Genomic DNA, 26,577 nt, shown 5'->3' on the forward strand with positions numbered 1-26,577 from the left:
TTTATTTTATTCAGCCCAAGTTCCAAACTTTGAACCAAAAGATTTTAAATTGGACATAGGCTTTTTATTAAATATATCTGATATTTTTTTAGATGATATATTATTAAAATCAGTTTTATTTAATTTATCTGTTATATCATAAATGTGTTCAATTGAAACTGCAAAATTCAATTCTCCTTCTGCCTCTATTCCTGAAGTAGTCAATCCTACAACCTCACCTTTGGAATTAAATAAAGGTCCACCAGAATTACCATGAGTTATTGGAATTGATATTTGTATTTGTTTTGCTTTTCCATCATTCCAAAAGTTTGATATTATTCCTGTAGATACAGTATTAAACAATCCCTTAGGACTACCTATTGCAGTAGCTTTTTCGCCTTTTTTAAGTTTTGATACATCTCCAAGTTGAACAGGTTGTCCTACTTTTTGCTTTAACTTAATAATAGCTATATCTACTGTTTTATTAGCGGCAATAATGCCTTCTACTTCATAAATTTTCGCATCATTTGTTCTAATTAATGCATTGCAGCCACCATTTATTACATGATAATTTGTTGCAATTATACCAGGAGCTATAAAAAAGCCACTGCCTATAGCATATTTGTTATCACCATTTGGTACTAATAAAGCAACTGTTTTTGGATCATTTTCTTGTATTATTTCCTCAAGTGTTTTTTCAGTGCTAGACCCAGCATTACCATAGATTTTACTTGAATCCTTAGGGGTAAAATCAGTTACTGTATCCTTTGCCTTAGTATTGTCATTATATCCATTTTGCTTTTCTTCAATTTGTTGCTGCTGCTTTTTTATATTGTCTTTTGTATCAAGGTAAAAACTCTTTACCTGATAAGTATCTTTATATGGTATAAGTTCCATTGCATATAAGAATTTAAGGTCTTTGTTTTGAGTAGTATTTGGTAAGGTTAGATTAATATTCATATTAACTTTAGCAAGTAATGAAGTTATTTTTCCGTCTTGAGTATTAACTTTTGCTATATCAAAATCATAATCTTTTACGTTACCTTTATACTTACCAACCATATATTCAAATGATATTATGTCTGCCGGCATAGCATCTTTTACATATAATTCTTGTAATGTACTTGTAGGTGCATTATTAAAGCCCCACTCATAATATTTTTTAAAATAATTATCCAGAAACTCTTTTACCTTTTTCTTTTCTGTATCATAATTAGAGCTTTTACTTTCATCGTCTATTTTAGATGACATTAAGGCAATTTTATTATCTGTTGAAGAACTAGATGCATTTGGACTATTATTACTTATTTTACCTGAACATCCTGATAAAATTGATATTATCAATAAACATATCAAAATATTTATTGCTTTTTTTTTAACATAGTAATCTCCTTTTTCTATTATTTTAAAATACGTACAGAAATAGTTTTTAAAGGTAACTATATCCATTGTAAATTGTACTAATAATGATTATACAGAAAGATATTATGTTTTTCAAGTAAAAAAATTAATATTATTATAGTTAAGATTTAAGTTTTGATTTGATAACATTGCCTGTGTGATGGCTAATGAAAAGATAACAATGGATGATTTGTTAGATTTGAAAAATGGGGCATTGTGCCCTGGTTACAAGGTCTATAATTTTTCAAATTTCAGTTTTGAAATATAGAGTAATGAAGAGTGCACTCATGGTTTTAATATGATAAACAATGTTTGCACTCTTTAATTTGAGAATAGAATGAATCATATTTATAAAATATGATTTTGCAGCATAGTCTAAAGCATAACACCAATTTTAATGGCATCATGATTTAGTAATTCAATCAAAAAATTTATTATAAATATCTTATAGCTTGTTAATAAGTAGAGTTGTTATTTGAATTACAGTTTTTTATAGCACTAACTCTTTTAGTTAAGTTTGGATGACTTGAATGTCTTTCAGATAACCAAACCCAAAAACCAGTTTGTTCAAAAGCTTGTCTTTCAAATTGTTCTACATTTACTCTTTTATATAGTTTTTTGCCAGCTGCTAAGAATAATAGTCCATTTACGGCTCCATCAGGTTGCAGGTGGGCCGCAAAGCTATCTGCGGTATACTCACAAGCACGTGAGTAAGCCTTTCTTAATAAAGGAAAAATTAATGAAGGCCAAATTATCCAACGCCATTTTAAGTGACCTCTTTTTATATGAGCTAATTCATGAGCAACAACAAAATTAACAGCATTTTGTCCATCTTCATAGGCTAATTCAAGCACATCTGAATAAATAACAGCAAAGTTTCTTCCTAAAAATTTTGTTACAAAAGAATTAATAATTCCGCCTGACTGCATTATATAAATTTCAGGAAGAGGCATGGACATTTTTTTGCAAAAATCAATAGCTGTATTATATAACTCAGGAAATTGTGTTTGAGAAACTTTTATGGAATTACCCTTAAGTGATCCAATAAAAATACCTCTTGTAAATAAAACTATTAGTAGTCCTATTATTAAATAAACTACAAAAACAGAAGTTGGTGAATATTCTAGTGTACTATCTTCTTCACCTGCAATAAGAGCCATTATGATAAATAAGTATATAAGTGCACTAAATATGCAACATAGTGTGAAGTATAGTCTTTCCTTTTTATTAATTAAAGAATTCATTAAAAACCTCCTAAGAATATTAGAATATATTTTGCTTAAAAACTTAATCAATTTATAAATTTTAAAGATTTAACAGCTGTTTAAAATTGTATATGGATGATATTTTTAATAAATTTACAAAGTTCTTATATAAGCAATATAATACGGTACATTATAACAAATATGTAATTGGATTTCAATATTTATATTATGAAAAGTTTAATCACATTAATAAAAATATTAAACTTAAATGCAACATTGCAAGTGTTTTACAATATGGGGTATAATTAAGGCTATTAGATTGGAACGCAAGAGGAGAATTAAATGAAAGATATAAATTACACAAATTTAATAGAAGATCTAAAAACTTCTGATGATAGTAAGAGAGCTAAAGTAATAGATAAACTTTCCAGGAACTATAATAATGCAATGCCAATGTTGTGGTCAGAGGCTTTAAATCAGGATAATCCAAGAGCAGTACTTTCTGTTATAAGAGATATTATAAAAAAAGAAAAACCTAGAGGCATATTTAAAAGAGCTGTAGGACATTCTAAACAAAAACTTGCTAATTTTCTTAAACATTCAGATCCTAAAGTTAGAAAGAATGTATGTGGTATTATCGGTGAAATAGGTGATCCTAAATATTTAGAGGATTTATATAGTGCATACAGTTCAGAAGAACAGCTATTTGTAAAATCCTCATATATATTAGCAATAGGAAATTGTGGTGGAGCTTCGGATGCAGAAAAGCTTAAGTCAATATTTGAAGAATTAATAATTAAAGAAAAAGCTTCAAAAGACAAAAGCTTGGCTGCAAAGGATGAGAAGCATATAAATGAGGAAAAGCGTGCAATTACAAGGGCTATAGCTAAGCTGTCTCCTCCAAAGCCTCATAAATTTACAGGCTTTAAAAATCCTGTACCTATGATATTAACAACTATGAATGATCATTTTCAAATTACTTTAATGGATCTTAAAGAAAAATCAATTAAAGGCACAACTGTGACCGAAGGCATATATATCGAAGAAAAGGATTTAAAAAAAGTCTATGAGTGTAGAACTTTTTATGAACTTCTTTTTCCTTTAGAATCTTGTAGTAATTTGGAACTTAATTATAAGGTAGTAGCGGATAAAATTATAAAAACAAATATTATAAGCTTTTTAAATCAGTGTCATGCAGGAGATGGCAGTACTCCATTTTGGTACAGAGTTGAATTTAAAACTACAGATCATAGCAGGGAAAGGTCGGAGTTTGTAAAGAACTTATCTAGAGAACTAGATGAAATTTCAGGTGGAAATTTAAAAAATAGTCCTTCCTCTTATGAAATTGAGATTAGAATAATTGAGAAAAACAATTTATGTAGTGCGTTCATTAAGCTATATACATTAAAAGATAATAGATTTGATTATAGAGAAAAAGCTCTAGCTGCGTCTATAAATCCTGTAACTGCAGCTATTGTAATGAAAAATATAGAAAAATGGTTAAAACCTAATGCTAAGGTTATAGACCCGTTTTGTGGTGCGGGCACTATGTTAATTGAAAGAGCTAAATTAAAAGATTTTAAAAGTTTAACAGGGGTTGATATATTTAACACAGGTATTGCATATGCAGAAGTAAATTCTTATTTAGCTAATGTGAATATAGAATTAAAATGTGAAGATATATTAGAATTCTACTCAAGAGATCGTTTTGATGAGATGATATCAAATATGCCTTTTGAAAGTAAGTCAGGAGTTAGTAGCTTTAATACCAGATTATATGGTGAATTTATAAATAGGATTCCGAGTATTGTAAGACCAGGAGGAATGGTATTTCTTTATACAGTAGAAAAAAATTTACTTAAGGAAAGTTTAATAGATAATAAGTATCTTAAGATTATTGATATCATAAAGATTGAAAGTGGTGGATTGATTCCTCATGTGTTTGTAATAAGAGTGCTATAATTAAATTATAACTGTCTGATCCTTAATCATTGGATGCTTAGCAATATAATCATCTATAAAGTTGGCGTTAAGATGTTCCAATAGTAGTAGGATAAATTATGCATTAACTATTAAATCCTCGTCTAATTAATTAGACAAGGATTTTTTTGTGTAACGAATACCTCTGGTTATACTAAACATCATAAATTAAAAATTCTTAAGTCTATGATGTTGCGTTTTACAGGTGGTACTGATTTATAGCAAATTCCTATTTTTCAGTTTCGGGAAAAGTAACCCAAAGTTCTTTAATTGTGATATTTTTATTAACTTTATATTAGAGCTTATTTGCTTAAAGCAATAGGATATAGTTAAAGCTGTTAAGAATAAATATTTGCAATATAAAGAATGTAAGGTTAACTTGACGTTAAAGGAAACTATTGTTATAGTTGTAATGTAAGGTTAACATTACAGGGGTGGTTATTAATGAAAAATAGAATAAAAGAATTTCGTGAATTTTTTAAGTTAACTCAGGAACAATTAGGGGAACTTGTAGGAGTATCAAGACAGGCAATTAATAACATTGAATCAGAAAAGTATGAACCATCTATATGGCTGGCTTATGATATTTGTAAAGTATTTAAGCGTCCTATAGAGGAAGTTTTTTTATTTGAAGAAAGTGAAAGAAAATCAAGAGCAGATAAAAGTAGAGGTGTAATTTAAATGGCATTAAGACAAATTAGAACCAATGATGATGAAATATTAAGAAAAAAGAGTAGGGTAGTTGAAGTAGTAGATGATAAAATAAGACAGATATTAAATGATATGGCAGATACTATGTATAATTCAAAAAATGGTGCAGGTCTAGCAGGGCCACAGGTTGGTATATTAAAGAGATTAGTTGTAATAGATATGGGCCAAGGACTTATAAAATTAGTTAATCCACAGATAATTGAACAGGAAGGAAGTCAGGATGTTGTAGAAGGTTGCTTAAGTATTCCAAATACTTGGGGAAAGTTAAAAAGACCAGCAAAGGTAACAGTAAAAGCGCTAAATGAAAATGGTGAGGAAATTATATTAACAGGCACAGGAGATTTAGCAAAATGTTTCTGTCACGAGATAGATCATTTAGAAGGAATTCTTTTTACTGATTTAGTGACTGAATACATAGGTTAATACTGTCCGTGACAGAATTTAAGGAAAAATACAAGTGCTTAGTGAAAGTGTAAATAATAGTAAAGATAAAGTGTATCTATTGAGAATTTAAAATAGGTACATTTTATTTTTATTGCAGTAAAGTTTGATATTTATAAATATGTTATAATTTACTAAGAGATGTGTAATTATATTTGTTAGTTAATTAGCGTGCTGATTTTAATATAATATGGGGGAATAATGATTCAATCAGCTGTGTATATTTCTTTAGTAGTGAAAAATTATAATGGAGAAAATCAATATGAGTGTTTATGAGATTACCGATACAAAATGTTTAGAAAAATTATTTGAAGGCTGGCAGGAGACATTAATTTGGTCATGTATGCAGGGCTGTATGGGAAGAGCATATGCAGATAATATTACTAATCCTAAATCAGCTCAAATAGTGATAGGTGACTTTTGTTTCTTTGCAGGTGAGGCTAATAAAGAGCTTGTGTGTAATAAGCCGGATGATTGTAAATCAAATTTTATAATTATGATTTCACAAAATAATGAGTGGAATAAGCTTATTGAGCAAATATATAAAGAAAGTGCAACAAAGGTATATCGTTATGCCATTAAGAAAGAACGGAATGTATTTGATATTGTGAAATTAAAAAAAGTGGTAGAAGATATAAAGAAACCATTTAATATTCAGATGATAGATAAAGATATTTTTAATCAGGTTATTAGCAATCCGTGGTCACAGGATTTATGCTCACAATTTAATGATTATGAGGATTACAGAAAACGAGGTATTGGAGCTGTGGTACTAGAAGATGGAATTGTTGTTTCAGGGGCATCTTCCTATACTGTGTACAACGGAGGGATAGAGATAGAAATTGATACCAGAAAGGATTATCGAAGAAAAGGTCTGGCATTAGCTTGTGGAGCTAAATTGATTCTGGAGTGTTTGGACAAAGGTTTATATCCAAGTTGGGATGCACAAAACAAGGGATCGAGGGATTTAGCTGAAAAACTTGGATATCATTTTGATAAAGAGTATGTGGCATATGAAATTGTGGACTATTAAGTTATACAAGAATTTTACGTAGTTTGTTTGTGGTGTTAAATTACAAATTTGAATTTAGAATTAAATGATATAAATAGTAATTTGGAGGTAAATTCTATGGATAACTTGCTTTTTATTAGATATGAATTTTTCACAGCGTTTGTTACTTTTATTGTGACTTTCTTGATATTCAATGATATGAATAAACATAAGGGTATATTAACATCAAGAATTCATTATGGAATGGCTATTGCTTTTGCAATTTATATAATTTCTGTATTTCATTTTACAGGAACAGGAACTTTATATGATATACTTTATTATCGCTTTGAAATAACGCAAAAGCTAAACTTTATACCATTTTCTAATGAAATTGATATAGTGGTATATTTACAAAACATATTACTTTTTATTCCTTTTGGTATTCTACTTCCTTCTTTATGGAAAAAGTACGATAAAGTGCTCTATATTCTTGTATCAGGATTTTCATTTTCAATGTTTATAGAAGTCACCCAATTATTAAACAATAGAAGTACTGATATTGATGATTTAATATTGAATACTATAGGTGGACTCATTGGATATGGTATATATAAAATGTTTGTTTATGTAATAAAAAGTGAACCTGAATTATGCCATTGTTGTAAATGGGAACCCATCATATATATATTTGTAATGTTTATGGGACGTTTTCTTTTATTTAATGAATTTGGATTTGCAAAATTACTTTAGGCACATTCAATAAAATAACTAGTCAGTATGTTAGCCTATTTTGCATCATACTGCGTCAGCAGAACCCTTTGATAGAACAACTATCAGCGGAACCTGCTTCCTTGTCTGATACAAAATAGACTAACATCTTTGACTAGTTATTTTATTGAATGTGCCTTATGGATTTTAAATGATTAAAGAAATTCCGATTGTATTAGAAACTTGTCTTTTGTCGTAATTATAATATATCCCTTATCCAACAGTATGATATAATACAAATACATGTAATGTAAGGACACATTAAATTATTGTGGCGAAAGGTACTTGGAGAAATCTGAGTGCTTTTTTATTTACAAAATATTTAAAATTGTACACTTTTATTCCCTCCATTTTAATATTGCAGTATTTTAAATTTTTAATTATATTCCATTTATAGGAGGGGGTTAAAATTTGCAATATAGAACAAATGGAAAAGATTATTGAAGAACTTAGAGAAAAATTAAATGAATTAATTAATGAGAAAAAGAATTTATTAGATTCAGAAGTAGTGACTGCTAGTAAAATGCTAGATTCAGCACTAAATACATATTGTGAAGTGCTGAAACAAAATAAAGAATAAGAAGGAAGAGGAGAGGTGTGAAAGTAGAAAAAATAGTACAAACTAACTAACCAGATACACATAAAAATCTAAAAGAAAATAATAGAAAGAAACATGGGAGGGGTAAGAACACTTCTCATTTTTCATGTAATGGAACTTATGAAAAATCATAGTTATTACGAAAATAAGGGAGCTATAAGACAATAAGAGTAAAGTATGTGTATGGGAAAACAGGAGTTTAAAGGAAATAAAAGTTAAACACTATAAAATTTACAAAAAAATGATTATTAGTTCATTCATGAAGTATTTTGTAACACGATTATCATTGATAAATAAATTGATGGAACTAATTTAAGTGATTCATGTACTGTGAATGTAACGCCCAAAGGCACAACACCAGCAAATCCTACACAACCAACAGATAATACAGGTAATGCAATATTAACTGTAACTATGACTAATGGAAATGTAAAATCATATATAGTACCTATGACTAAGGTAAATGATTTTATAAGTTGGTATGATAATAGAGTAAGTGGAAGTACAGGGAAAGCTTATTGTACATTATTGGAGAGTTAATCTCAGTAACAACTTCTTTTATTTGAAGGTCTAAAGCATCAATCTCAGCTTGAACTGATTGAACTAACCTAATGGTTTGTTGTAATTCAAAAGATAAAGATCTTGTACTAGTTCCAATGGAATAGCTAGCGACTTCTTTTAAAGCGACAGCTTTATCTTTCCCGTATTTGCCTCTTGAAGCTTTACTTAAAATATGAGTAAGCTTAGTTAGATGGCAATTAGCCACGTCCTTCGGACTAGGTAACTCCGATAGGAGGCAATAAGAGGAACTTTGATGAATTGACCAAACGTGTTTAGGTAATTCAGGGAAAATAATATCTATTAGTCTTGTTATTGATATTTTTAATTTTCCTCTATAACTGATTAAACGATATCTATGTCTAGTTAGTGACTTTAGCTCTTGAATCTGATATGATACTGGTGAATAGGATTTTGTATCATCAGAAAAAAGCATTTTAGCAATAACTAATGCATCCGTTTTATCGGTCTTGGTTTTCCTAAGGGTTTGAGCCTTACGGAAAAGATTTGTAGCTAAAGGGTTGAGAATTGAGAGGCTGAAACCTTTAGCATACAAAAAGTTTTGGAGATTAGTGCTATAATGACCTGTTGATTCAAGTCCTATTTTTACGTTAGAAATATCCTTGCTAGGCAGAATAGAAAGAATTGAAGAATAAAGTAATTCAAAGCCTTCACGAGAATTGGATATACGTAAAGAATCATTAATAATAACACCATCTGAATCAACGATACAGCAATCATGTTTCTCCTTAGCTACATCGATTCCAATATAAATCATAAGAACACTCCTTATAGTTTAGTCCGCTATGTTCCACCCACTTTATACTAAATGTATCCTTGCTCTATATAAAACGTCATGCGTTATCTAACTAATTAACAAATAAGCATAAAGCTGTGGTTATATCCTCAATTAAAATAGTCTAGCTATAGGTGAAAAAACTAATCCACAGCGTCTTATGTTATTATAGTAAATTATTTTTAAGAAAGGAAATGTATAATGAATTTACTATGAGTTCATTATACAAGGTGATTTTATGAAATACTATTCTATTGGAGATTTTGCAAAACTTATAGGTAAAAATTCTCAAACATTAAGAGAATGGGATAAAAAAGATATATTAAAACCCCATCATGTTGCTCCAACAGGATATAGATATTATTCTCAAGAACAACTTAATCATTTTTTAGGGATTAAAGGTATTGAAACCAAAACTAAAAAAGTAATCGGATATTGTAGAGTTAGTTCCCATAAACAAAAAGATGACCTTGAAAGACAAATAGAAAATGTTAAAACATATATGATTGTCAAAGGTTATCAATTTGATATTATTACTGACATAGGAAGTGGAATTAACTACAATAAAAAAGGATTAAATCAATTAATAGATATGATAACTAATTCAGAAGTTGAAAAGATAGTTGTTCTATATAAAGATAGATTATTGGGATTTGGATTTGAATTAATTGAAAATCTATGCAATAAGTATGGAACTACTATTGAAATTATAGACAATACTGAAAAGACAGAAGAACAAGAATTAGTTGAGGATTTAATTCAGATTGTTACAGTTTTTAGTTGCAGACTTCAAGGTAAGAGAGCTAATAAAGCTAAAAAGATGATTAAGGAGTTGTTGGAGAATGATACTGGGGAAGAAGGTTAGAATATTCCCAACTAAAGAGCAGGAACAAAAATTATGGCAATCAGTTGGAACTGCAAGGTTTATATATAATTGGACTTTAGCAAGACAAGAAGAAAACTATAAAAATGGTGGAAAGTTTATATCCGATGGTAATTTGAGAAAAGAATTGACTATATTAAAGAAAACAGAAGAGTTTAAATGGCTTAACAAAGTATCTAATAATGTGGCAAAACAAGCTGTTAAAGATGCCTGTGACGCTTACAAGAAGTTCTTTAAAGGATTAGCAGATAAACCACGTTTTAAGAGTAGAAGAAAAAGCAAACCATCATTTTACAATGATAACTTAAAGTTGAAAGTTAAAGATAATGCAGTATTGATTGAAAAAGTAGGCTGGGTAACTGTAAAGAAAAATTCAATACCTCTGAACTGGAAATATACAAATCCGAGAGTAAGTTTTGACGGAAAGTATTGGTTTTTAGCAGTAGGTATAGAGAAAGAACAAGCTATAGAAGGATTGACAAATGAGAGCATAGGGATTGACGTTGGAGTGAAGGATTTAGCTATATGCTCAAATGGAATGATTTTTAAAAATATCAACAAAACAAGAGTTATAAAACAGCTTGAAAAAAAGCTACGCAGATTACAGCGTAGGGTATCTAGCAAATACCTAAAAAATAAGAAAGGAGATAAGTTCGTCAAAACAAGTAATATTATAAAACTTGAAAAAGAAATAGGGTTACTTCATAGAAAACTAAAGAATATAAGGAATAATTATATTCATCAAACAACAGCTACAATCGTGAAAACCAAGCCTTGTAGAATTGTTATGGAAACTCTTAATATTAAAGGCATGATGAAAAACAAACACTTATCAAAAGCTATAGCAAAACAGTGTTTATATGAATTTAAAAGGCAAATTCAATATAAATGCACCTTCTATGGAATTGAGTTTGTTGAAGCAGATAAATGGTTTCCTTCATCAAAATTATGTTCATGTTGTGGCAATATCAAGAAAGATTTAAAGCTTTCAGATAGGGTTTACAAATGTGAATGTGGCAATGTTATAGATAGAGATTTTCAAGCAAGTATCAATCTTTCACGATATAAATTAGTAGGATAATCACTTAAAAGATACTACTAATGTGTAGGTTGCGTTGTAACCGAATTTACGCCCTCGGAGTGTTATATCAAACCAAAGTAGCTTTTAGCAAAATGGGACACGTTGAACAGGGAATTAAACAAAACTATAGAGTTTTATAAGGTTTTGGCAACGGTTAAAGGTAAATTAAATTTTATTAGTGAAAATATATCATAGAGTATATAATTTCTAAATATAGGCAAAATCTTAATATGGGTTATATATATTTGATTGAAATATATAACTGTGAATGATAAAAAGTAAATGAGTCTTATCAGAGAAAGTTTTATTTTAACATTTTACAGACACTGTCTGTAAAATTGGGGGAAAATAGGAGTAAGATTTATTAACAATTCTAGAATCTCAAAAGTTTTATTTTTATTATTAATATAGTCTTATGCGGTATAATGTAGTTAAAGATATTTATATACACTAGAATTTTGTAGAGAATGGTAAATTGGGTTTATTTAAGTATCTTTAAGAAAAAATATTTATTGAAATTTATATATAAAATTCTAATTTATAAAAGGTGATTATATGATTAAAGAAATAGATAGAAAGAAAAAAATACTTGATAATAATAGGCCATTTAATGAAGCTGCTGTTAAAAATTTAAAGCAATACTTTGATGTAGAACTTACATATAATTCAAATGCTATTGAAGGAAATACACTTACAATTACAGAAACAAAAGTTATTCTTGAAGATGGTATTACTATTGGAAAAGGAAAAACCCTCAAGGAACATCTTGAAGTTATCAATCATAAAGAGGCTATTGATTATATTGAAGATATAGTAAATAGAAATATAGATATTAATCAGAATGTTATAAAAGATTTTAATTATATTATTCTAAAAAGCATAAATAACGAAAATGCAGGAAGATATAGAAGCGTTAATGTTCTTACAAGCGGCAGCAATCACAAACCACCAGAACATTTCTTAGTTCCACAAGAAATGGAGGATTTAATTAAGTGGTATGATGAAAATAAAAATAAGCTACATCCAGTAATACTTGCAGCTGAATTTCATCATAAGTTTACGTTTATACATCCTTTTACAGATGGCAATGGAAGATGTGGAAGGCTGCTTATGAATTTAATTCTTATGAGAAATGGATATCCAATCACTGTTATAAGAATGGAAGATAGAAATGAATATATGAGCGCTCTCGAAAAGGCTAGTGTTGAAAATGATCTTGAAGATTTTATTAATATTATAGCTGAAGCTGTAAATAGAAGCTTAGATAAATATTTATATATACTGGGATAGAAGAATTTATTCTAAAGTAAGTGAAATTGTAGATAAAAATTATACTAATTAACAACACTTAAATGAAAGTTGTATTTTCGTGTTGATGGATTACTATAATAAGTTGTAAACGGCCTGTACTCTTGAAAAAAGAATACAGGCTATTTTAATAAAATGAATATTTAAACACAAGTGAATAGAAAGGATAGATAAGCAAATGTCAAGAAACAATTATAATGCTGTGTACGAGGACTATGATTTGGAAAGTGATGAATATTTTTATTATATAGCTGGATATACTTCTAATGGAGTACCATTTGGAATTACATGGGGAGAAGCTATAAGGGATGGCTTGGTTGAAAAAACTGAATTAATCGAAGAGTCATTTGACGATTTACCATTTTAAAACATATAGTTTTTAATAAAAATAGAGGATCAAGGAGTAAAAAATGGAGTATTATGAACTTTATAATGAATATATAAAGTTGCTAGAGGAAAATAAAGTTTTAAAAATAGAAATAGAGGATTTAAGAAAACGTTTTGGAATAGAGACTTCTGAAGAATGTATGGATAATGAGGAGATAACATTAAATGAGAGTGACGATGTTGCAGAGATTCTTCAAAGTGAGTGTATACAAATAAATAATAACAGTTCGCCAGAAGATAAAATAAAGTTGTTTATGTCATTATTCAAAGGAAGAGAAGATGTATATGCTAAGCGTTGGCAAAATAAAAAAGGTAAATCTGGTTATTCTCCTGTATGTATGCATGAATGGATGAAAGGAATTTGTTATAAACCTAAAATAAAGTGCTCGGATTGCAAAAATAGAAGATATGGAGTATTAGATATTAGTGCAATTAATAAGCATTTAAGAGGTATAGAAGTTTTAGGAATTTATCCAATACTTAAAGATGATACATGTCATTTTCTTGCTATTGATTTTGATGATGATGGATGGGAAAAAGATATAAATATTTTAAGAGAAGTATGTGAAGAAAAGAAAATACCTTTTGCAATTGAAAGGTCAAGGTCTGGTGCTGGAGCACACATATGGTTCTTTTTCAAAGAAAGCATAAGTGCTGTATCTGCTAGGAAATTTGGAACGGGGCTTCTTACCTATGCAATGACAAAAAGACATGAAATCAAATTTGAATCTTATGATAGATTATTTCCGAATCAGGACACTATGCCAAAAGGAGGGTTTGGAAATCTTATAGTTTTGCCAATGCAGCGAAATGCTAGAAGAAACAAAAATAGTGTTTTTATAGATAAAAAACTAGAACCTTATAAAGATCAATGGGATTTTTTAAGTTCTGTTGGTAAGCTCACAAGAGATGAGATTAAGTTTTATATTTCTGAATTTTGCTCTGGTGATGAATTAGGAGATTTAAAGGAAGATGTAGAGGAAGAAAATAAACCATGGAAAAGAATTAGAAAAAGCTATAAATTAGGTAATGCAGATTTTCCAACTGATGTTCATATCATAAAAGCTAATATGATTTTTATAAACAAAAAGGGATTTTCAAGTAAAACTCTAAACTCTATTAAAAGAATGGCAGCATTTAAAAATCCAGAATTTTACAAAGCTCAGGCTATGAGACTACCAACCTTTGATAAACCAAGAGTTATTTCTTTATCAGAGGAAACATCAGAATATTTATGTATTCCAAGAGGTACAGAACTTGAACTTTATAATCTATTTAATAAAAATAAAGTTAACTTTAAGTGTGATGATGAAAGATATAGTGGTAAAACAATTTCAGTTACGTTTAATGGAGAACTTAGAGAAGAACAGGCAGCAGCTGCAGCTGTTATGTTAGAACATGATAATGGAGTATTATCTGCAACCACTGGTTTTGGTAAAACTGTTATTGGAGCTAAGTTAATAGCTGAAAAAAGGGTAAATACCCTAATAATTGTACATACACAGCAATTATTAGATCAATGGAAAGAAAGATTAGGTCAATTTTTAGTAATAAATGAAGTTTTAGAGACTGAAAATATTATTAAAAGAGGACGAAAAAAGAAATCTAGTATCATAGGACAGATAGGAGCAGGTAAAAATAGTTTGAATGGTATTATTGATATTGCTATTATGCAATCATTAGTAAGAAAAGGTGAAGTTAAAGAATTGGTTAAAGATTATGGAATGGTCTTAGTGGATGAGTGCCATCATGTTTCAGCATTTAATTTTGAACAAATCTTAAAAAATGTAGCAGCTAAATATGTTTATGGATTAACGGCGACTCCAATAAGAAAGGATGGTCATCATCCTATAATATTTATGCAATGTGGTCCAATTAGATATAAAGTAGATGCACGTAAGCAAGCTGAAAAACGACCTTTTGAACATTATGTTATCCCAAGATTCACTTCTTTTAGAAAGCCTATTTGTCAGGATGAAAAAGAATGGTCAATAGCAGAGATATATTCCGAAATAAGTACAAGTCAAATTAGAAACGAATTAATTGTCAATGATGTCATAAGCTGTGTAAAAGAAGGACGAAATCCAATAGTTTTAACAGAAAGGACTTCGCATGTTGAAACTCTTGCTGATGCTTTAAGAGAAAAAGTTCCTAACGTTATTATACTTACTGGGAGAATGTCATCAAAAGATAAAAAAGCTGAAATAGAGAAACTTTTAAGTATACCCAAAGAAAGTAATGTGGTGATAGTAGCTACAGGTAAATTTGTTGGAGAAGGTTTTGATGAACCAAGACTAGATACACTTTTTCTTACAATGCCTATATCATGGAAAGGAACACTACAACAATATGCTGGAAGGCTTCATAGAATATATGAAAATAAAAATGAAGTTCAAATTTATGATTATGTTGATATTCATGTTAATGTATTAGAAAGAATGTATGAGAAAAGATTAAAGGGGTATGCTTCAATAGGATATTCTGCTAAAAGTGAAAGTAAACCCTTTGAAACAATAAATTCAATCTATAACAATAATAATTTTTTAACTGTATTTAGTAATGATATTTTCTCTGCAAAACATGAGATTATTATAGTTAGTCCTTTCATAAGCAAAAGAAGGCTTTTGCAAATGTTAAAACTTTTGATGATGGCAATAAAAAACGGTAGTAAGGTTAAGGTTGTCACTCGTCCAGAGACAGACTTTAAAGAAAGTGACAAAGAAGCATTAAAAGAAATGCATGAAATTATAAGAGGATTAGAAGTAAATATAATTTTTAAAACGAATATACATCAGAAATTTGCAATAATTGATAAAAAGATTGTGTGGTATGGAAGTATTAATTTATTAAGTTTTGGGCGAGCTGAGGAAAGTATCATGAGGTTAGAAAGCATAAATATTGCAAATGAGTTATTAGGGACTTTTGAATAAAATAAAAGATAAATAAGTATTATAGTCATTTAGTTAAGGGCACAGACTTAGGAAATAATATTGAAGAAAAGGCAAATCTTTTTTTGCAGCACTGCTACTAGTTCCAACTAATTCTCTAAAAAGCAGATAGAACTTTTAAAAATTCATAGAAGCAAATTAGATATTTTAGATATTATAAAGCTTATGGATGTCTTTGTTGTACCATATAAAACAGTTGTTTTACGTTTAGTTGAAATAGAATTTATAGATGCTAAAAAGGCTGATGAACTGCTTAAAATTCCAGATAGAGATGAAAATGAAGGAATTTTATATGAAATAAATAAGCATGAAATAGCTATAAGGTGGCAAAAGAGAACAAATAATATTAGGTATGATAGCTTAAAGGCGCTTAGTTTTTAAGGTTTAACCTAATCATTAACTAAGTTAGAAAACTTAGTTAAATTTGTAATTCTATTATTTATAAGGTAGTAGATAATATAAGAGGAGGTTTTATTATGGAATTAAATATGTATAGAAGAGATGTGTATAATAAGTTACTGAATAAAACATGTATATGTATTCTGTTTACGATATTGGGAATGTTGACTGGTATATTCTTTATTCCTCCAGCATTAGCATTTGCTTCAATGTTATTTATAGTAGTTGCATTTATAGCTATATTGTTTATGAGAAAAGCAAAGTTACTATGACATTTTGACCATAGCAGGGATAGTGATCTTTTCTATTTATATCGTTGTGGACATGAACATGGCTTTAGAAAAGATATATAGCGATGAAGATATTCCAATGGAAGTAATGGGTTTATATTTAGATTTTATAAATTTATTATTAAATATATTAGAATTGGTAAGAGAAGTAATTAAGGATGGTGATTAGTCTGGAAGGTAAATAAAATAATTTACTTAGCAAGATATAATGGATTTTTGATAATAAAGAGTTTATGCTAGATAAGAGTGGTATGAAACATATTCCTAAAAGGCATCATTTTGAATATTAGAAGGGTTATGTAAAATCTACTCAAATATTTTTAGATAAGAACATGTCTATTGATGATATAACTAATACAGTTAGTGAAGTGTTGAAACAAAATAGAGAAAAATTAATTAAAAAAGGCTCTTTGGATTATTTATCCAAAGAGCCTTTAACCCTTGATATCAAATGGTGCCGAAGGCGGGACTTGAACCCGCACGAGTGTGACCTCGACGGATTTTGAGTCCGTTGCGTCTGCCAATTCCACCACAACCATTGGTATAACTAGTTTTAAGCTAGATTTTAAAATCTCGGTACAACGGATTGCTTCATTATTTCAATTTTATAATTAAAGTTGTTTAATGTCAATAAAAATACTATTCTTCAATAAATTCAACTATATCACTAACAATAATTCTGTCATCAAGCTTATGAAAAAAATTATATAGATTTTGCAAGTCTTCTTTATTAATCCTCTGAATAGAATTATCTACATACATTTTCAATGTTGATGGTCTTATGTTACATTCAATTGCAACCTTTCGCTGACTTAGCATATATTTATCAATTAATTCTTTAATTTTGAATTTAATTATATGCATTTCTAAAACCTCCAATATTCTATAGAATAATAATATCACTATAGGAGTAATAATTCAATACTCCTATTGACACATAACTTTAAGAGTGATATTTTATAACTATACAAGATATTTATACTTATAAAAATAAAGCCACCTATTGGCGTAGGTGACTATAAGTTAATTATTAAACCTTATAAAATCATGCAAAAAATTAAATAAAGTCTAATTAAACTCTAAGCTTATTATACTCAAAAAAAATAGTAGGTTCAAGGGCTTAGTTTCCTATTGTCAAAAATGGGTTTGATATTTAAGCACTCTAGTATCTTTAAATAAATAGAGTAGGTGAGATTGAGCCGATGCATAAAATCAATTCTGACAAGTGATATTACTGTTATTATGTTGCTTGCCAGTCAGTCGGGTGTGTATGGCCGTCTATGCTAAATTATACAGGTAGGTAAACTGGTACTAAAGTACAGGATTCTATGTAATTGTTAACAGTTAATTGTGGACAATGTGTTGATAAAATGTTGATAAGTATGTTAGGGCAGTTTTTAACATATTAAAGTGTGGAATACAATAACAGTGCTATAAGAAACTTCAGCCGAAAACAGAGCATAAATTACTATGATTCTTTCTTTTTCCCCTTTTCATAGGGGAAACTGCGTCAATTGCTTAACCTCCCCAAAGCATATTTACCTAAAACCAAAAGTCAAGTTTTTAATCAAAAATATTGTTTTAATAGTAAGTTCTTAGATAGTTAATTAAAAAGAAGCTAGTATTAAGCTAATATAACTATTAAATAAGATGATAACAAACCAGATAATGTAAGTGTTGTATAAAAGTAGATAGAAGAAGCAAACGTAAATCTAATAGGGAATTTAATGTGTGTATGTACATAAATTGTAAGAAGAGGTAAAATATTTTTTAGGGGGGATTTATATGACAAAGAATAAAAACACTACAGATAATGATACAAAAATAATGTTATATATTATAGCTGGATCATTACCTGTTATCGGAATGATAATTGGAGCTATATTTACATCTACAAGTAATGAAGAAAAGAATAATATAGGTAAAAAATTATTAAAAATATCATTCTTTTTTATATTTGTTTGGATTATTTTGGCTATGACTTTTATTAATACTAATAGAGATGAAAATAGTGAGATACTAATATGTTTAAGTATTATAGCTATTTTCTATTTAATCTATTTTGTTAATAAAAAAGTTTTTGAAGGTACTATTTTTAAAATGTATTGTAAAGAAAATAATTTACCAGCCCAAAAGAAAATAGTAAGATTTTTAGGGCTATATCCTAATACTAATGAATTGAATTTCTTTTATATTTGGTACAAAGATGAAACTATATATTTATTAGATAAAAATCCCAAGGGATATGATAAGATAAATATTCCTAAAGAAAGTATTTTAAATATAGTAGAAGATGATAAAGGTACTATAATTGATATAGATTGTGAAGATGAAGTTAAAAAAATGGTATTTGAAAAAAGTGTATGTGATTTATTAAAAAATAAATATAAGATAGATTAAAAATATTATATTGTGAGGGATATATTATGATTTGTCAAAACTGTGGTAAAGAGAATCCAGAAGAAAGTTTATTTTGTAACTCCTGTGGTGCTAAAATTTTAAATGAGCAAAAAGAGGTTAAAATTAATAAAAATATTATACAGAACGATAAAAAATTAAATGAAAATGTAGGAGAAAAGAAAACAAATTTTATTAATAGAGTAAAAAAAGCTATGTTTTTTAAAAGTAAAAAGAATAAAGTTATTTTGTTTGTTGCAATTATAATATTAATAGTAATATCAGTAGCAACAATAAAGTATTATACTAATATCGATAGACGAGATGCAAATGGAAATACTAAGTTAATTAATTCTGTAAAAAAATCCGATTTGCAGACTATACATAAATTAATTGATAGAGGTGCAGATGTAAATGTGAGAAATAATAGTAATGAAACACCTTTAATTCTTGCAGTAGATAAAGCTGTTTCATCTTGGAGTACTCAAGCCGACATAAGCATTATTAAATTATTACTAAGTAAGGGAGCTGATGTAAATATTAAAAGACAAGGTGTAACATGGGTTCAAGATATGAATGTATCAACATATGCACATGAGGGTAACACTGCCTTGTTTGTAGCCTGTGAAAAACCTGAAGTGTTAAAATTACTTTTGACTGAAGGTAAAAATATAAATGTAAATGTTAAAGGAGCTTATGGTAGAACTGCATTAATGTGGATGGCATTAAACAAAGATTCTTCAAATTTAGATTCATTAAAATTATTACTCGATAAAGGTGCGAATACAAATATAAAAGATGATAATGGAGATACAGCAATAATTATTTCAAGCAGTCAGCTAGGTGATAATCGTACTACAATTAATTTATTAGTTTCTTATGGTGCAGATGAAAAAATCGCAAGAGAGTATAATATAGAATTTGCTGCACGTAGTAAGTATTCTAATACAACAGTAAATACAAGTAATAAAAAAGAACCTAGAATTGGTATGACAGCAGATGAAGTAAGAAAATCCACTTGGGGAAATCCATCACATGTTAATAAAACAACAACTGCAAGTGGTACAAGTGAGCAATGGGTTTATTCTAATAATAAGTATATCTATTTGGAGAACGGAGTAGTTACATCTATACAAGAATAAACAGATCTGAAGTTGTTGGACTATAATACTAATTTTATAGCAGTAAGACTAGGAAATTAATTCTAGTCTTTCATTATGAGAAATATTAAAGAAATATTTTTCTTCTAACAATAAAGTTATGTCAATCCTATGAAAATGGCAAAATGTATTAAAGAATTAGAAAGAATTTATGGTATTAGACAAGGTAATAATCAAAACAGTGGTTCGGAAATTATTTCCGAAGCTAAAAAAACACAATCTGATTTAGCTAAACAAATAGGACTGGATGAAAGACAACTTAGAAATTATAAACAATTAAATGAACTTATATCAGAATTATAATCTTTAGTTGAAACTGGAGCGTTGAAAGCTACTGTAGGATATAAACAATAATAATATAAATTAACTAAAAAACATTATATCCGAAAATGAAAATAGAAAAGAATTTACTTATACTGAAAGAATGCAATGGGCTAGTCAATTAGAAGAAATTCAAAAAGTTAAGGCTAAAGAAAATCAAGGTACAAGATTAGATTTAACTTCTGACAAGATTTTGTCAAAAGTTGATTCTAATAAAAAAGTAGCTGAAGAATCTGGATTTGGTAATAAAGAAACATATCGTCAAGCTAAATACATATATGAAAATGGTTCTGAAGAATTAATAAAACAATTAGATGAGAAACAATAAAATATAGATGTTTGTATTAATAATTATTTGGATTATAATTAAAATATAAGCATTTCTTGTAAATAGGTATGTTATAGGAGAGGTGGATCTATTATGAAAATCAACAAAAATTTAAATCTAATAACTGACATATTTTATATCATAACAATGGTTTTATGGTCAACTACTGTAGATTTTAGACATTTAAAGGCAATACAAATAGCAATATTAGTTATAACAGTAGCATGGGTTATAATTAAAATAAAGACTTATCTAATAGTAAGAAAATTATAGCAAACGCAGAGGTAAATCAATTATAAAAATTACTTTGAATGAATAGGTAAAGTGTGCCTATTCTTTTTTATTTATATAAAGAAATATAGTTTAAAATAATAATAATATAAATTAACTAAAAAACAGCAACTCAAAAAGTTCAAGAAGGTTTATTACGGGAAGAAATTGAAAAAGAAAAATCTAAACAGATGATGTTATTTGGAGGATACCCTATAAACACAGTTCCACAGGGTTCGGAAAAAGGAACAACTAGAGATAGTATAGCTGATAAAATAAAACTAGGAGCTGGACGCACGTATACAAGAGCAAAAATTGCAGCATTAAAAAATGATATAAAATGAATAAAGATATTTGATTATAAGAAATAATAATATAAAAAGTGATGTGAATAATATTTATGAATCCTTTTAAAAGGGAAGATAGTAGAAATTATATTTCCGAAATCCCACTCTTTGGAGATTTTAAAAGGGTACGCAAATTTTCCTTATTATTTGGTTAAAAAACCTAGTTGATCAAACTAACCGCAATTCCTTTTAAAGTAAACTCAATATATAGTTGTATCAAATGAAGTTAAGAGTAATATTATATTATTTAAAAATAAAATAATATAAAAATGTTAATTAAAAGATGAAAATAATATAAAATCATTATAAAAAACGTTTATTTTTTGATATATTGACAAAATGAGAGAAGTGATGATAAAATAATTGTGGATTTTTAGCAGTTTTTATCACAATAAAGCAACTGTTAAAAATATTACTAAAGATGGAGGTATAAAGATGGGATGGGAAGTGGTTGATATTAGAAACAGAAGAAGAAGAGGTGAAGCTTTTGCAACAATAACAAATAATAGAATTTCTTTAAATACTGATGCTTGTAAGTTAATAAATATTAAAGAGTATAAATACATTCAAGTTGTAAAGAATGATGATTCAAAAACTTTAAAATCTATAGGATTAAAATTTATTGAAGAAAGTAATGAAACAAGTTTTTCTTTTTTAATAAGAAAATCTAAGAATGGTAATATTAATGGAGCTGACATAAATTCACGACCATTAATAGAAAAATTATTTGGACAAAGAGGTATAACTAGAACTAGCAAATATGGTGTGAATTTGGACAAGGGTGATAAAAGTATAATTGTTATAGATTTAAATAGGGAAATGTAGAATAGCGTTGGAGGATAAGAAATAATGATTGGAAACTTGGCTAAAAGAAAATGTAAAATATTCGATGCTACTCAAACTGTTGAAATTAACAAATATCAAATAAGATTAATTTATGAATTAATACGTATACATGGCATGTCTTGTGGGGCAGATTTAGCTTCGGAATATATTTATGATAAAGACATAGATATCGAAGAAATAACTAATGAATTACGAGAATATTTAAATAAAGGTTTTAAAGAAGATATTAAAAAGATAGTTAAAGAAATGCAGAAAGTTCTTGGGATTAGTAATAAGTTTTTTGTGTGTGATATTAATAAAAGTATCATCAATATATTTGACTTAACTTATGATGAATTCTTAAATAAACAAGGATTTATAACAGAGGATTTTGCAAAAGTAATACTTACTATATAATACTTTTAATCTCTAATAGAGGAATTACCTTTGATTTGTAGAATGTTTTACAAAAGAAGGGAGATTAGCATTATGGAACATAAACTTAGTAGCATAGATGATATAAATAAGTACTATAAGAATTTATATATAGAACCTTATTGGTTGGAAGAATCGTTGGGATTTAATATAATAAAAGAAATAACTTTGATATTTCATGATTTGCATAATTTATATCCTGACGTTGTGATTAAGGAAATTGGAGATTGTTATTCCTATGATAAAATTACTAATCAAGTTTGTATAAATAATCTAAATAAAGCTATCGAAGATGTTGATTTATTAGATGTTTATGGTAGTGATGAAAGTTCAAAAATAAAGACTAGAGAGTTTCTCATAGGAGAGTTATCTGAATATAGGAATAAAATAATAACGAAAGAATTTGATCAAAATGGAAATAAATATTATGATTTGGGGTATTGCGCTATATACTATGCTAAAGAACAGAAAATAATATTTAATCAGGCATCATTAGAGGATTATAGAGAAAATATTGTACATGAATTTGGTCATGCTGTAGCATATCAATATGATTTAAATAAAAATGAAAAAATTCAAGAAATATATGAAAATTTAAAGAATTATGAAGTAATTCTAAATGTATCTATTTATGCTAATAAGAATATATATGAATTTATAGCAGAAGTATTTACTCAACACTATTATTATAATAGAAGAAATGATATTATTCAGAAAGTTATGGACGTAATTCAAGAAAAAGCAAAAGCTTCTAAAGCTATGGGATATCATTTAATAGAGTTTTATAGAAAGTTAAAAAGGTAGCAGGATTAAATTTCCTCTGCCTTTTTCTCATAAATTAAGTTTTTCACGACTTGAAATTATTTAAGAATTAATAAAAGGGTTTTCGTTTGGATTGTAGAATATTTACAAAGGGGGTAGGTGATTTTTATGAAAAAAATTTTATTAGTATTTATGAGTTTTTGCGTAGTATTTTCTTTAGTAGCTTGCAATAATAAAACTTCAAATTCATCTAATTCAATTCAAAACAAGCAAGAATCCAAACAACAAGAAAAAAATGAAAATAAAGAATTAAAGGAATTTGCTTTAAAGGAAGATGAAATAATAAAAAAAGAAGAGGAAATGTTTAATAATTTAAATCAAATTATGAATAATAAAAGTAAAATAGATACTTATGAAAAAACAAATTATAATTATAGTGTTATGGGTGAAGAATTACATAAACTACATGAGGAATCTAAAACAAAAGATTTTTATAATTTAGCTAAGTTGCATATTGATAGTACAACAAGTTATTCTTATGCTATGAGTAAAGCTGTTATGTATATAGCACTCAAAGGAAGTAAGAATTGGAATGAGCTATCTGGTTCAGGTGAAAATGATCTAAAGGATGCTTTAGAAAAAGTTAAAAGTAGTAAAGATGTTTATAATACAAGTAAAAATAGAATGCTAAAAGAAGTTATATATGAAAAAAGCAAATAAAGCCTTATTTTTGCACTATTAAGAAAGGTATATAAAACAAAGTAGAGGATAGTCTATCACTCTACTTTTTCTTTTTTGTTCCATTCAATTTTATATCCAATTATTTCAGCTATTTGTTTACACTCTATATATTTAATAGTTCCCCGTGATAATTTATTAGATAAATTTTGAGTGGTGGTGTCAGTACCATATTTTTCATTCATAGCTTTTACTATATCAGTTAAAGTCCAACCTGATAGAGCTAAGTAACTTTTTATTTCATTTTTTATATCAATCAAATAATCACCTCCTGAATTAATTATACTATAGAGTTTAATTATATGCAAATATAAATAAAAATATTTAATACAGTTTATAATAAGTATTGACATTTTAAACTATAGAGTGTATTATTAAACTATAGTAAATAATTCAAGGGAGGTTAAAAACGTGGATAAGAATTATATTAAAGCGTTAAGCATAGCAGAAGAAGCATCAAGTAAAATAAATAATTTATATGAAAAAGTAGATGTTGAAGGCTTTGAAAATTATAGGGGTTATAAAGCTACAGAAAAAGTAATAGAAGATTTAGAAGACTTTACAAGAACTATAGAGCATTATTCAAAACTAACTAAAGAAGGTTATTTAGAATTAAATAGAAATGGTAGATATCAATTAAAAGGAATAGAGTTAACCTGTGGTTATCCAGTAGAGATTTACAACAGAGAATATAATGAGTGGAACGATGGAAGAATAGAGCATTCTAGTGACTATAATGGATACTATTTCTATAACTATGATGAAGAACATATTTCATTAAATGATGGTATGAAAGCAAGAGTAAGAATATAAAAATTTAGATAATTAAAAAAACAGGAGGATGGAAAAATGGGTTTACAAAAATTATACAATTTCGGATTAAATGGTGGTGCATATGGCTTGGCTACAGAAAAAGAAATAGGAGAAATGTGTGCAGATGCAGCAACTACAATTTATAGTTTAAGTTTAGCTAGTAAAGAGGACATAGAGGAGTACATGTGCTTAATGGGAGATGTAGAGCTAGGAGTATATCAAACTACAGATGGGGTTATAGAAGTTTGTGGTGAAGATGAAGGATGGGAGATTGTATTAATAAGCAATTTAAAATTAGTTTCGTAAACAATAATACAAGAACTGTTAGAACTTATCTATAAAGATTTTATATGAAGGGAGAATAAAAAAATGAGAAATTTTGAAATATTTGTTGACAATGGAAATTTTGTGTGTAATAATGATACTCATAGATATAAATTAGAAAATAATAATTTGAATATGGGGTTCTTACCAGGTTTGGTAGGATTAAAAAAGATTAATACATAAAAATAATAAGAATCAAAAAATACAATAATTCTATAATAAATAAAATGCTTTGACAGGGATAGTGTTTCTATCACAACGTTAAAGGTTTATTTGTACATGGATTTATTGTAAGGTGCTTATTATTTGAAGATTAATCTTTTTATTTTACAAAAAAACAAATAGGATCAGGAAAACAAAAACGAAAGGGAGAATGAGAAAATGAGTAAGGAAGAATTAATAAAACAAATAGCAGAATTAAGAGCAACAATGTGTTATGAAGCTGGATGCAAAACAAATGGAGAGAATATGGCTTTTTTAGAAGATGATATGAGAGGACTTAATCGTAGAAAAAGATTAAAACAATTTTTTAAAAAATTTGAAGATGATAAACAAGGGTTTAACAAGGTGAAAAGATTAAATAAGATTAGTAAAGAAAGCTTGAAAAAACTACAAGAATTAAAAAAAGAAACTGAGAAGTTAGATATGATGAAATTTTCATATTTAATGAATATTAATTATAACACTTTTTTTCTAGGTAAGATAAATGAATTGTATGGTAGTAGACTACCAACTTGTAATGAGGTATATGAAGCAATTCAAGACTGTAAAGAAAAATGCAGAAAAATTGGTGTTGATATAAGAGGCACGGAGTATATTGTATAAACAAAATAGCAATTTGGCAAAAAACACAAATAAGGCTATAACTTAAAGCTACAACCACTTAATTTAACTATATAAACTTAAATTACAAAATATGGACAAGCACAACATAATATCCAGTTTGTAAAAATATATACAGTGTGATAAAATTCCAAGTGAAACTTCGACTCTAAAACTAAACATAGGGTGACAATTGCAGTTGTTCCCTACTACTCAACTTATGTATTATTAAAATATTATAACTAAATTTAAAAATCTTATACACCACAAAAGGGATGATGAAGATATTATTTACCTAGCTTATGGTC

At 27.8% G+C, this 26,577-nt stretch carries 33 protein-coding genes; 28 read left to right on the top strand and 5 right to left on the bottom strand.

The genetic code is table 11. The features are described 5' to 3' along the window. Positions 1-6 precede the first annotated feature (6 nt). Complete coding sequence (locus HBE96_RS17105; protein WP_243186979.1) at positions 7-1,428, bottom strand: S1C family serine protease; 1,422 nt, start codon at positions 1,426-1,428, stop codon at positions 7-9. Between the two features lie 407 nt (positions 1,429-1,835). Further along, positions 1,836-2,624: a M48 family metallopeptidase gene (locus tag HBE96_RS17110; RefSeq protein ID WP_169298928.1), complete on the bottom strand. Its 789-nt coding sequence runs from the start codon at positions 2,622-2,624 to the stop codon at positions 1,836-1,838. Positions 2,625-2,927: 303 nt separating this feature from the next. On the opposite strand from HBE96_RS17110, the gene HBE96_RS17115 reads away from it, so the two are divergent. The 6 genes from HBE96_RS17115 to HBE96_RS17140 all read left to right on the top strand — a co-directional run bounded on the left by HBE96_RS17115 (position 2,928) and on the right by HBE96_RS17140 (position 8,059). After that, entirely contained in the window at positions 2,928-4,547 is a 1,620-nt protein-coding gene (locus HBE96_RS17115) for a methyltransferase (protein WP_169298929.1), read from the top strand. 462 nt (positions 4,548-5,009) lie between these two features. Next, positions 5,010-5,246 carry a helix-turn-helix transcriptional regulator gene (locus tag HBE96_RS17120; RefSeq protein ID WP_169298930.1) on the top strand — a complete coding sequence of 79 codons (237 nt, stop codon included), beginning with the start codon at positions 5,010-5,012 and terminating at the stop codon, positions 5,244-5,246. After that, entirely contained in the window at positions 5,247-5,699 is a 453-nt protein-coding gene (gene def / locus HBE96_RS17125) for a peptide deformylase (RefSeq protein WP_169298931.1), read from the top strand. It abuts the gene before it with no gap. 280 nt (positions 5,700-5,979) lie between these two features. Then, the gene (locus tag HBE96_RS17130; protein ID WP_169298932.1) at positions 5,980-6,750 is read left to right on the top strand and encodes a GNAT family N-acetyltransferase; all 771 of its coding nucleotides are present in this window, start codon (positions 5,980-5,982) and stop codon (positions 6,748-6,750) included. Positions 6,751-6,846: 96 nt separating this feature from the next. Then, positions 6,847-7,461 carry a VanZ family protein gene (locus HBE96_RS17135; RefSeq protein WP_169298933.1) on the top strand — a complete coding sequence of 205 codons (615 nt, stop codon included), beginning with the start codon at positions 6,847-6,849 and terminating at the stop codon, positions 7,459-7,461. A gap of 445 nt (positions 7,462-7,906) precedes the next feature. Then, complete coding sequence (locus tag HBE96_RS17140) at positions 7,907-8,059, top strand: aspartyl-phosphate phosphatase Spo0E family protein (protein ID WP_206154974.1); 153 nt, start codon at positions 7,907-7,909, stop codon at positions 8,057-8,059. Between the two features lie 487 nt (positions 8,060-8,546). On the opposite strand, the gene HBE96_RS17145 is transcribed toward HBE96_RS17140, so the two are convergent. Then, the gene (locus HBE96_RS17145; protein WP_243186980.1) at positions 8,547-9,413 is read right to left on the bottom strand and encodes an IS110 family transposase; all 867 of its coding nucleotides are present in this window, start codon (positions 9,411-9,413) and stop codon (positions 8,547-8,549) included. 256 nt (positions 9,414-9,669) lie between these two features. Between HBE96_RS17145 and HBE96_RS17150 the strand changes: the two genes are divergently transcribed. The 8 genes from HBE96_RS17150 to HBE96_RS17185 all read left to right on the top strand — a co-directional run bounded on the left by HBE96_RS17150 (position 9,670) and on the right by HBE96_RS17185 (position 16,896). Next, complete coding sequence (locus HBE96_RS17150; protein ID WP_169298934.1) at positions 9,670-10,296, top strand: IS607 family transposase; 627 nt, start codon at positions 9,670-9,672, stop codon at positions 10,294-10,296. Next, a complete protein-coding gene (locus tag HBE96_RS17155) occupies positions 10,274-11,395 on the top strand; it encodes an RNA-guided endonuclease InsQ/TnpB family protein (RefSeq protein ID WP_169298935.1) in 1,122 nt (373 codons plus the stop codon). Before HBE96_RS17150 ends, HBE96_RS17155 begins: the two co-directional genes overlap by 23 nt. A 555-nt stretch (positions 11,396-11,950) precedes the next feature. After that, on the top strand, positions 11,951-12,685 hold the full coding sequence (locus HBE96_RS17160) for a Fic family protein (protein WP_169298936.1): 735 nt from the start codon (positions 11,951-11,953) through the stop codon (positions 12,683-12,685). Between the two features lie 196 nt (positions 12,686-12,881). Next, positions 12,882-13,070: a hypothetical protein gene (locus HBE96_RS17165; protein ID WP_169298937.1), complete on the top strand. Its 189-nt coding sequence runs from the start codon at positions 12,882-12,884 to the stop codon at positions 13,068-13,070. A 43-nt stretch (positions 13,071-13,113) separates the two neighbouring features. Further along, positions 13,114-16,020 (top strand): TOTE conflict system archaeo-eukaryotic primase domain-containing protein, encoded by a 2,907-nt coding sequence (locus HBE96_RS17170; protein ID WP_169298938.1) that lies wholly within the window; start codon positions 13,114-13,116, stop codon positions 16,018-16,020. Between the two features lie 183 nt (positions 16,021-16,203). Further along, positions 16,204-16,419: a hypothetical protein gene (locus HBE96_RS17175; protein WP_169298939.1), complete on the top strand. Its 216-nt coding sequence runs from the start codon at positions 16,204-16,206 to the stop codon at positions 16,417-16,419. A 95-nt stretch (positions 16,420-16,514) separates the two neighbouring features. Then, positions 16,515-16,709: a hypothetical protein gene (locus HBE96_RS17180; protein WP_169298940.1), complete on the top strand. Its 195-nt coding sequence runs from the start codon at positions 16,515-16,517 to the stop codon at positions 16,707-16,709. A gap of 4 nt (positions 16,710-16,713) precedes the next feature. Then, positions 16,714-16,896: a Bax inhibitor-1 family protein gene (locus HBE96_RS17185; RefSeq protein WP_281064359.1), complete on the top strand. Its 183-nt coding sequence runs from the start codon at positions 16,714-16,716 to the stop codon at positions 16,894-16,896. A gap of 470 nt (positions 16,897-17,366) precedes the next feature. Here the strand turns inward: HBE96_RS17185 and HBE96_RS17190 are convergent, their stop codons facing one another. Further along, positions 17,367-17,591, bottom strand: a complete 225-nt coding sequence (locus HBE96_RS17190) for an XRE family transcriptional regulator (protein ID WP_169298942.1) — start codon at positions 17,589-17,591, stop codon at positions 17,367-17,369. A gap of 921 nt (positions 17,592-18,512) precedes the next feature. Between HBE96_RS17190 and HBE96_RS17195 the strand changes: the two genes are divergently transcribed. The 10 genes from HBE96_RS17195 (at position 18,513) to HBE96_RS17240 (ending at position 24,292) form a co-directional block, all read left to right on the top strand. After that, positions 18,513-19,127 (top strand): hypothetical protein, encoded by a 615-nt coding sequence (locus HBE96_RS17195; protein ID WP_169298943.1) that lies wholly within the window; start codon positions 18,513-18,515, stop codon positions 19,125-19,127. A 26-nt stretch (positions 19,128-19,153) separates the two neighbouring features. Next, positions 19,154-20,266 (top strand): ankyrin repeat domain-containing protein, encoded by a 1,113-nt coding sequence (locus HBE96_RS17200; protein WP_169298944.1) that lies wholly within the window; start codon positions 19,154-19,156, stop codon positions 20,264-20,266. 135 nt (positions 20,267-20,401) lie between these two features. Further along, positions 20,402-20,587: a hypothetical protein gene (locus HBE96_RS17205; protein WP_206154975.1), complete on the top strand. Its 186-nt coding sequence runs from the start codon at positions 20,402-20,404 to the stop codon at positions 20,585-20,587. Between the two features lie 121 nt (positions 20,588-20,708). Beyond that, a complete protein-coding gene (locus HBE96_RS17210; protein WP_169298945.1) occupies positions 20,709-20,933 on the top strand; it encodes a hypothetical protein in 225 nt (74 codons plus the stop codon). A gap of 93 nt (positions 20,934-21,026) precedes the next feature. Then, a complete protein-coding gene (locus HBE96_RS17215; protein ID WP_169298946.1) occupies positions 21,027-21,206 on the top strand; it encodes a hypothetical protein in 180 nt (59 codons plus the stop codon). A 188-nt stretch (positions 21,207-21,394) separates the two neighbouring features. Further along, complete coding sequence (locus HBE96_RS17220) at positions 21,395-21,547, top strand: hypothetical protein (RefSeq protein ID WP_169298947.1); 153 nt, start codon at positions 21,395-21,397, stop codon at positions 21,545-21,547. Positions 21,548-21,985: 438 nt separating this feature from the next. Beyond that, positions 21,986-22,375: a hypothetical protein gene (locus HBE96_RS17225; RefSeq protein ID WP_169298948.1), complete on the top strand. Its 390-nt coding sequence runs from the start codon at positions 21,986-21,988 to the stop codon at positions 22,373-22,375. 24 nt (positions 22,376-22,399) lie between these two features. Then, positions 22,400-22,792: a hypothetical protein gene (locus tag HBE96_RS17230; protein WP_169298949.1), complete on the top strand. Its 393-nt coding sequence runs from the start codon at positions 22,400-22,402 to the stop codon at positions 22,790-22,792. Positions 22,793-22,864: 72 nt separating this feature from the next. Next, positions 22,865-23,614, top strand: coding sequence for a hypothetical protein (locus HBE96_RS17235; protein ID WP_169298950.1), 750 nt, complete (start codon positions 22,865-22,867; stop codon positions 23,612-23,614). Between the two features lie 126 nt (positions 23,615-23,740). Further along, positions 23,741-24,292, top strand: coding sequence for a hypothetical protein (locus HBE96_RS17240; RefSeq protein ID WP_169298951.1), 552 nt, complete (start codon positions 23,741-23,743; stop codon positions 24,290-24,292). 56 nt (positions 24,293-24,348) lie between these two features. On the opposite strand, the gene HBE96_RS17245 is transcribed toward HBE96_RS17240, so the two are convergent. Then, complete coding sequence (locus HBE96_RS17245) at positions 24,349-24,570, bottom strand: DUF6471 domain-containing protein (RefSeq protein WP_206154976.1); 222 nt, start codon at positions 24,568-24,570, stop codon at positions 24,349-24,351. A gap of 151 nt (positions 24,571-24,721) precedes the next feature. On the opposite strand from HBE96_RS17245, the gene HBE96_RS26890 reads away from it, so the two are divergent. The 4 genes from HBE96_RS26890 to HBE96_RS17265 all read left to right on the top strand — a co-directional run bounded on the left by HBE96_RS26890 (position 24,722) and on the right by HBE96_RS17265 (position 26,272). After that, the gene (locus HBE96_RS26890; RefSeq protein WP_169298952.1) at positions 24,722-25,123 is read left to right on the top strand and encodes a DUF5348 domain-containing protein; all 402 of its coding nucleotides are present in this window, start codon (positions 24,722-24,724) and stop codon (positions 25,121-25,123) included. Between the two features lie 36 nt (positions 25,124-25,159). Then, the gene (locus tag HBE96_RS17255) at positions 25,160-25,429 is read left to right on the top strand and encodes a hypothetical protein (protein ID WP_169298953.1); all 270 of its coding nucleotides are present in this window, start codon (positions 25,160-25,162) and stop codon (positions 25,427-25,429) included. 63 nt (positions 25,430-25,492) lie between these two features. Beyond that, positions 25,493-25,630, top strand: a complete 138-nt coding sequence (locus tag HBE96_RS17260; protein ID WP_169298954.1) for a hypothetical protein — start codon at positions 25,493-25,495, stop codon at positions 25,628-25,630. Positions 25,631-25,828: 198 nt separating this feature from the next. Next, positions 25,829-26,272: a hypothetical protein gene (locus tag HBE96_RS17265; RefSeq protein WP_169298955.1), complete on the top strand. Its 444-nt coding sequence runs from the start codon at positions 25,829-25,831 to the stop codon at positions 26,270-26,272. Positions 26,273-26,577 lie beyond the last annotated feature (305 nt).

Origin of the sequence: Clostridium muellerianum (assembly GCF_012926525.1) — a bacterium.
Lineage (GTDB): Bacteria > Bacillota > Clostridia > Clostridiales > Clostridiaceae > Clostridium_AM > Clostridium_AM muellerianum.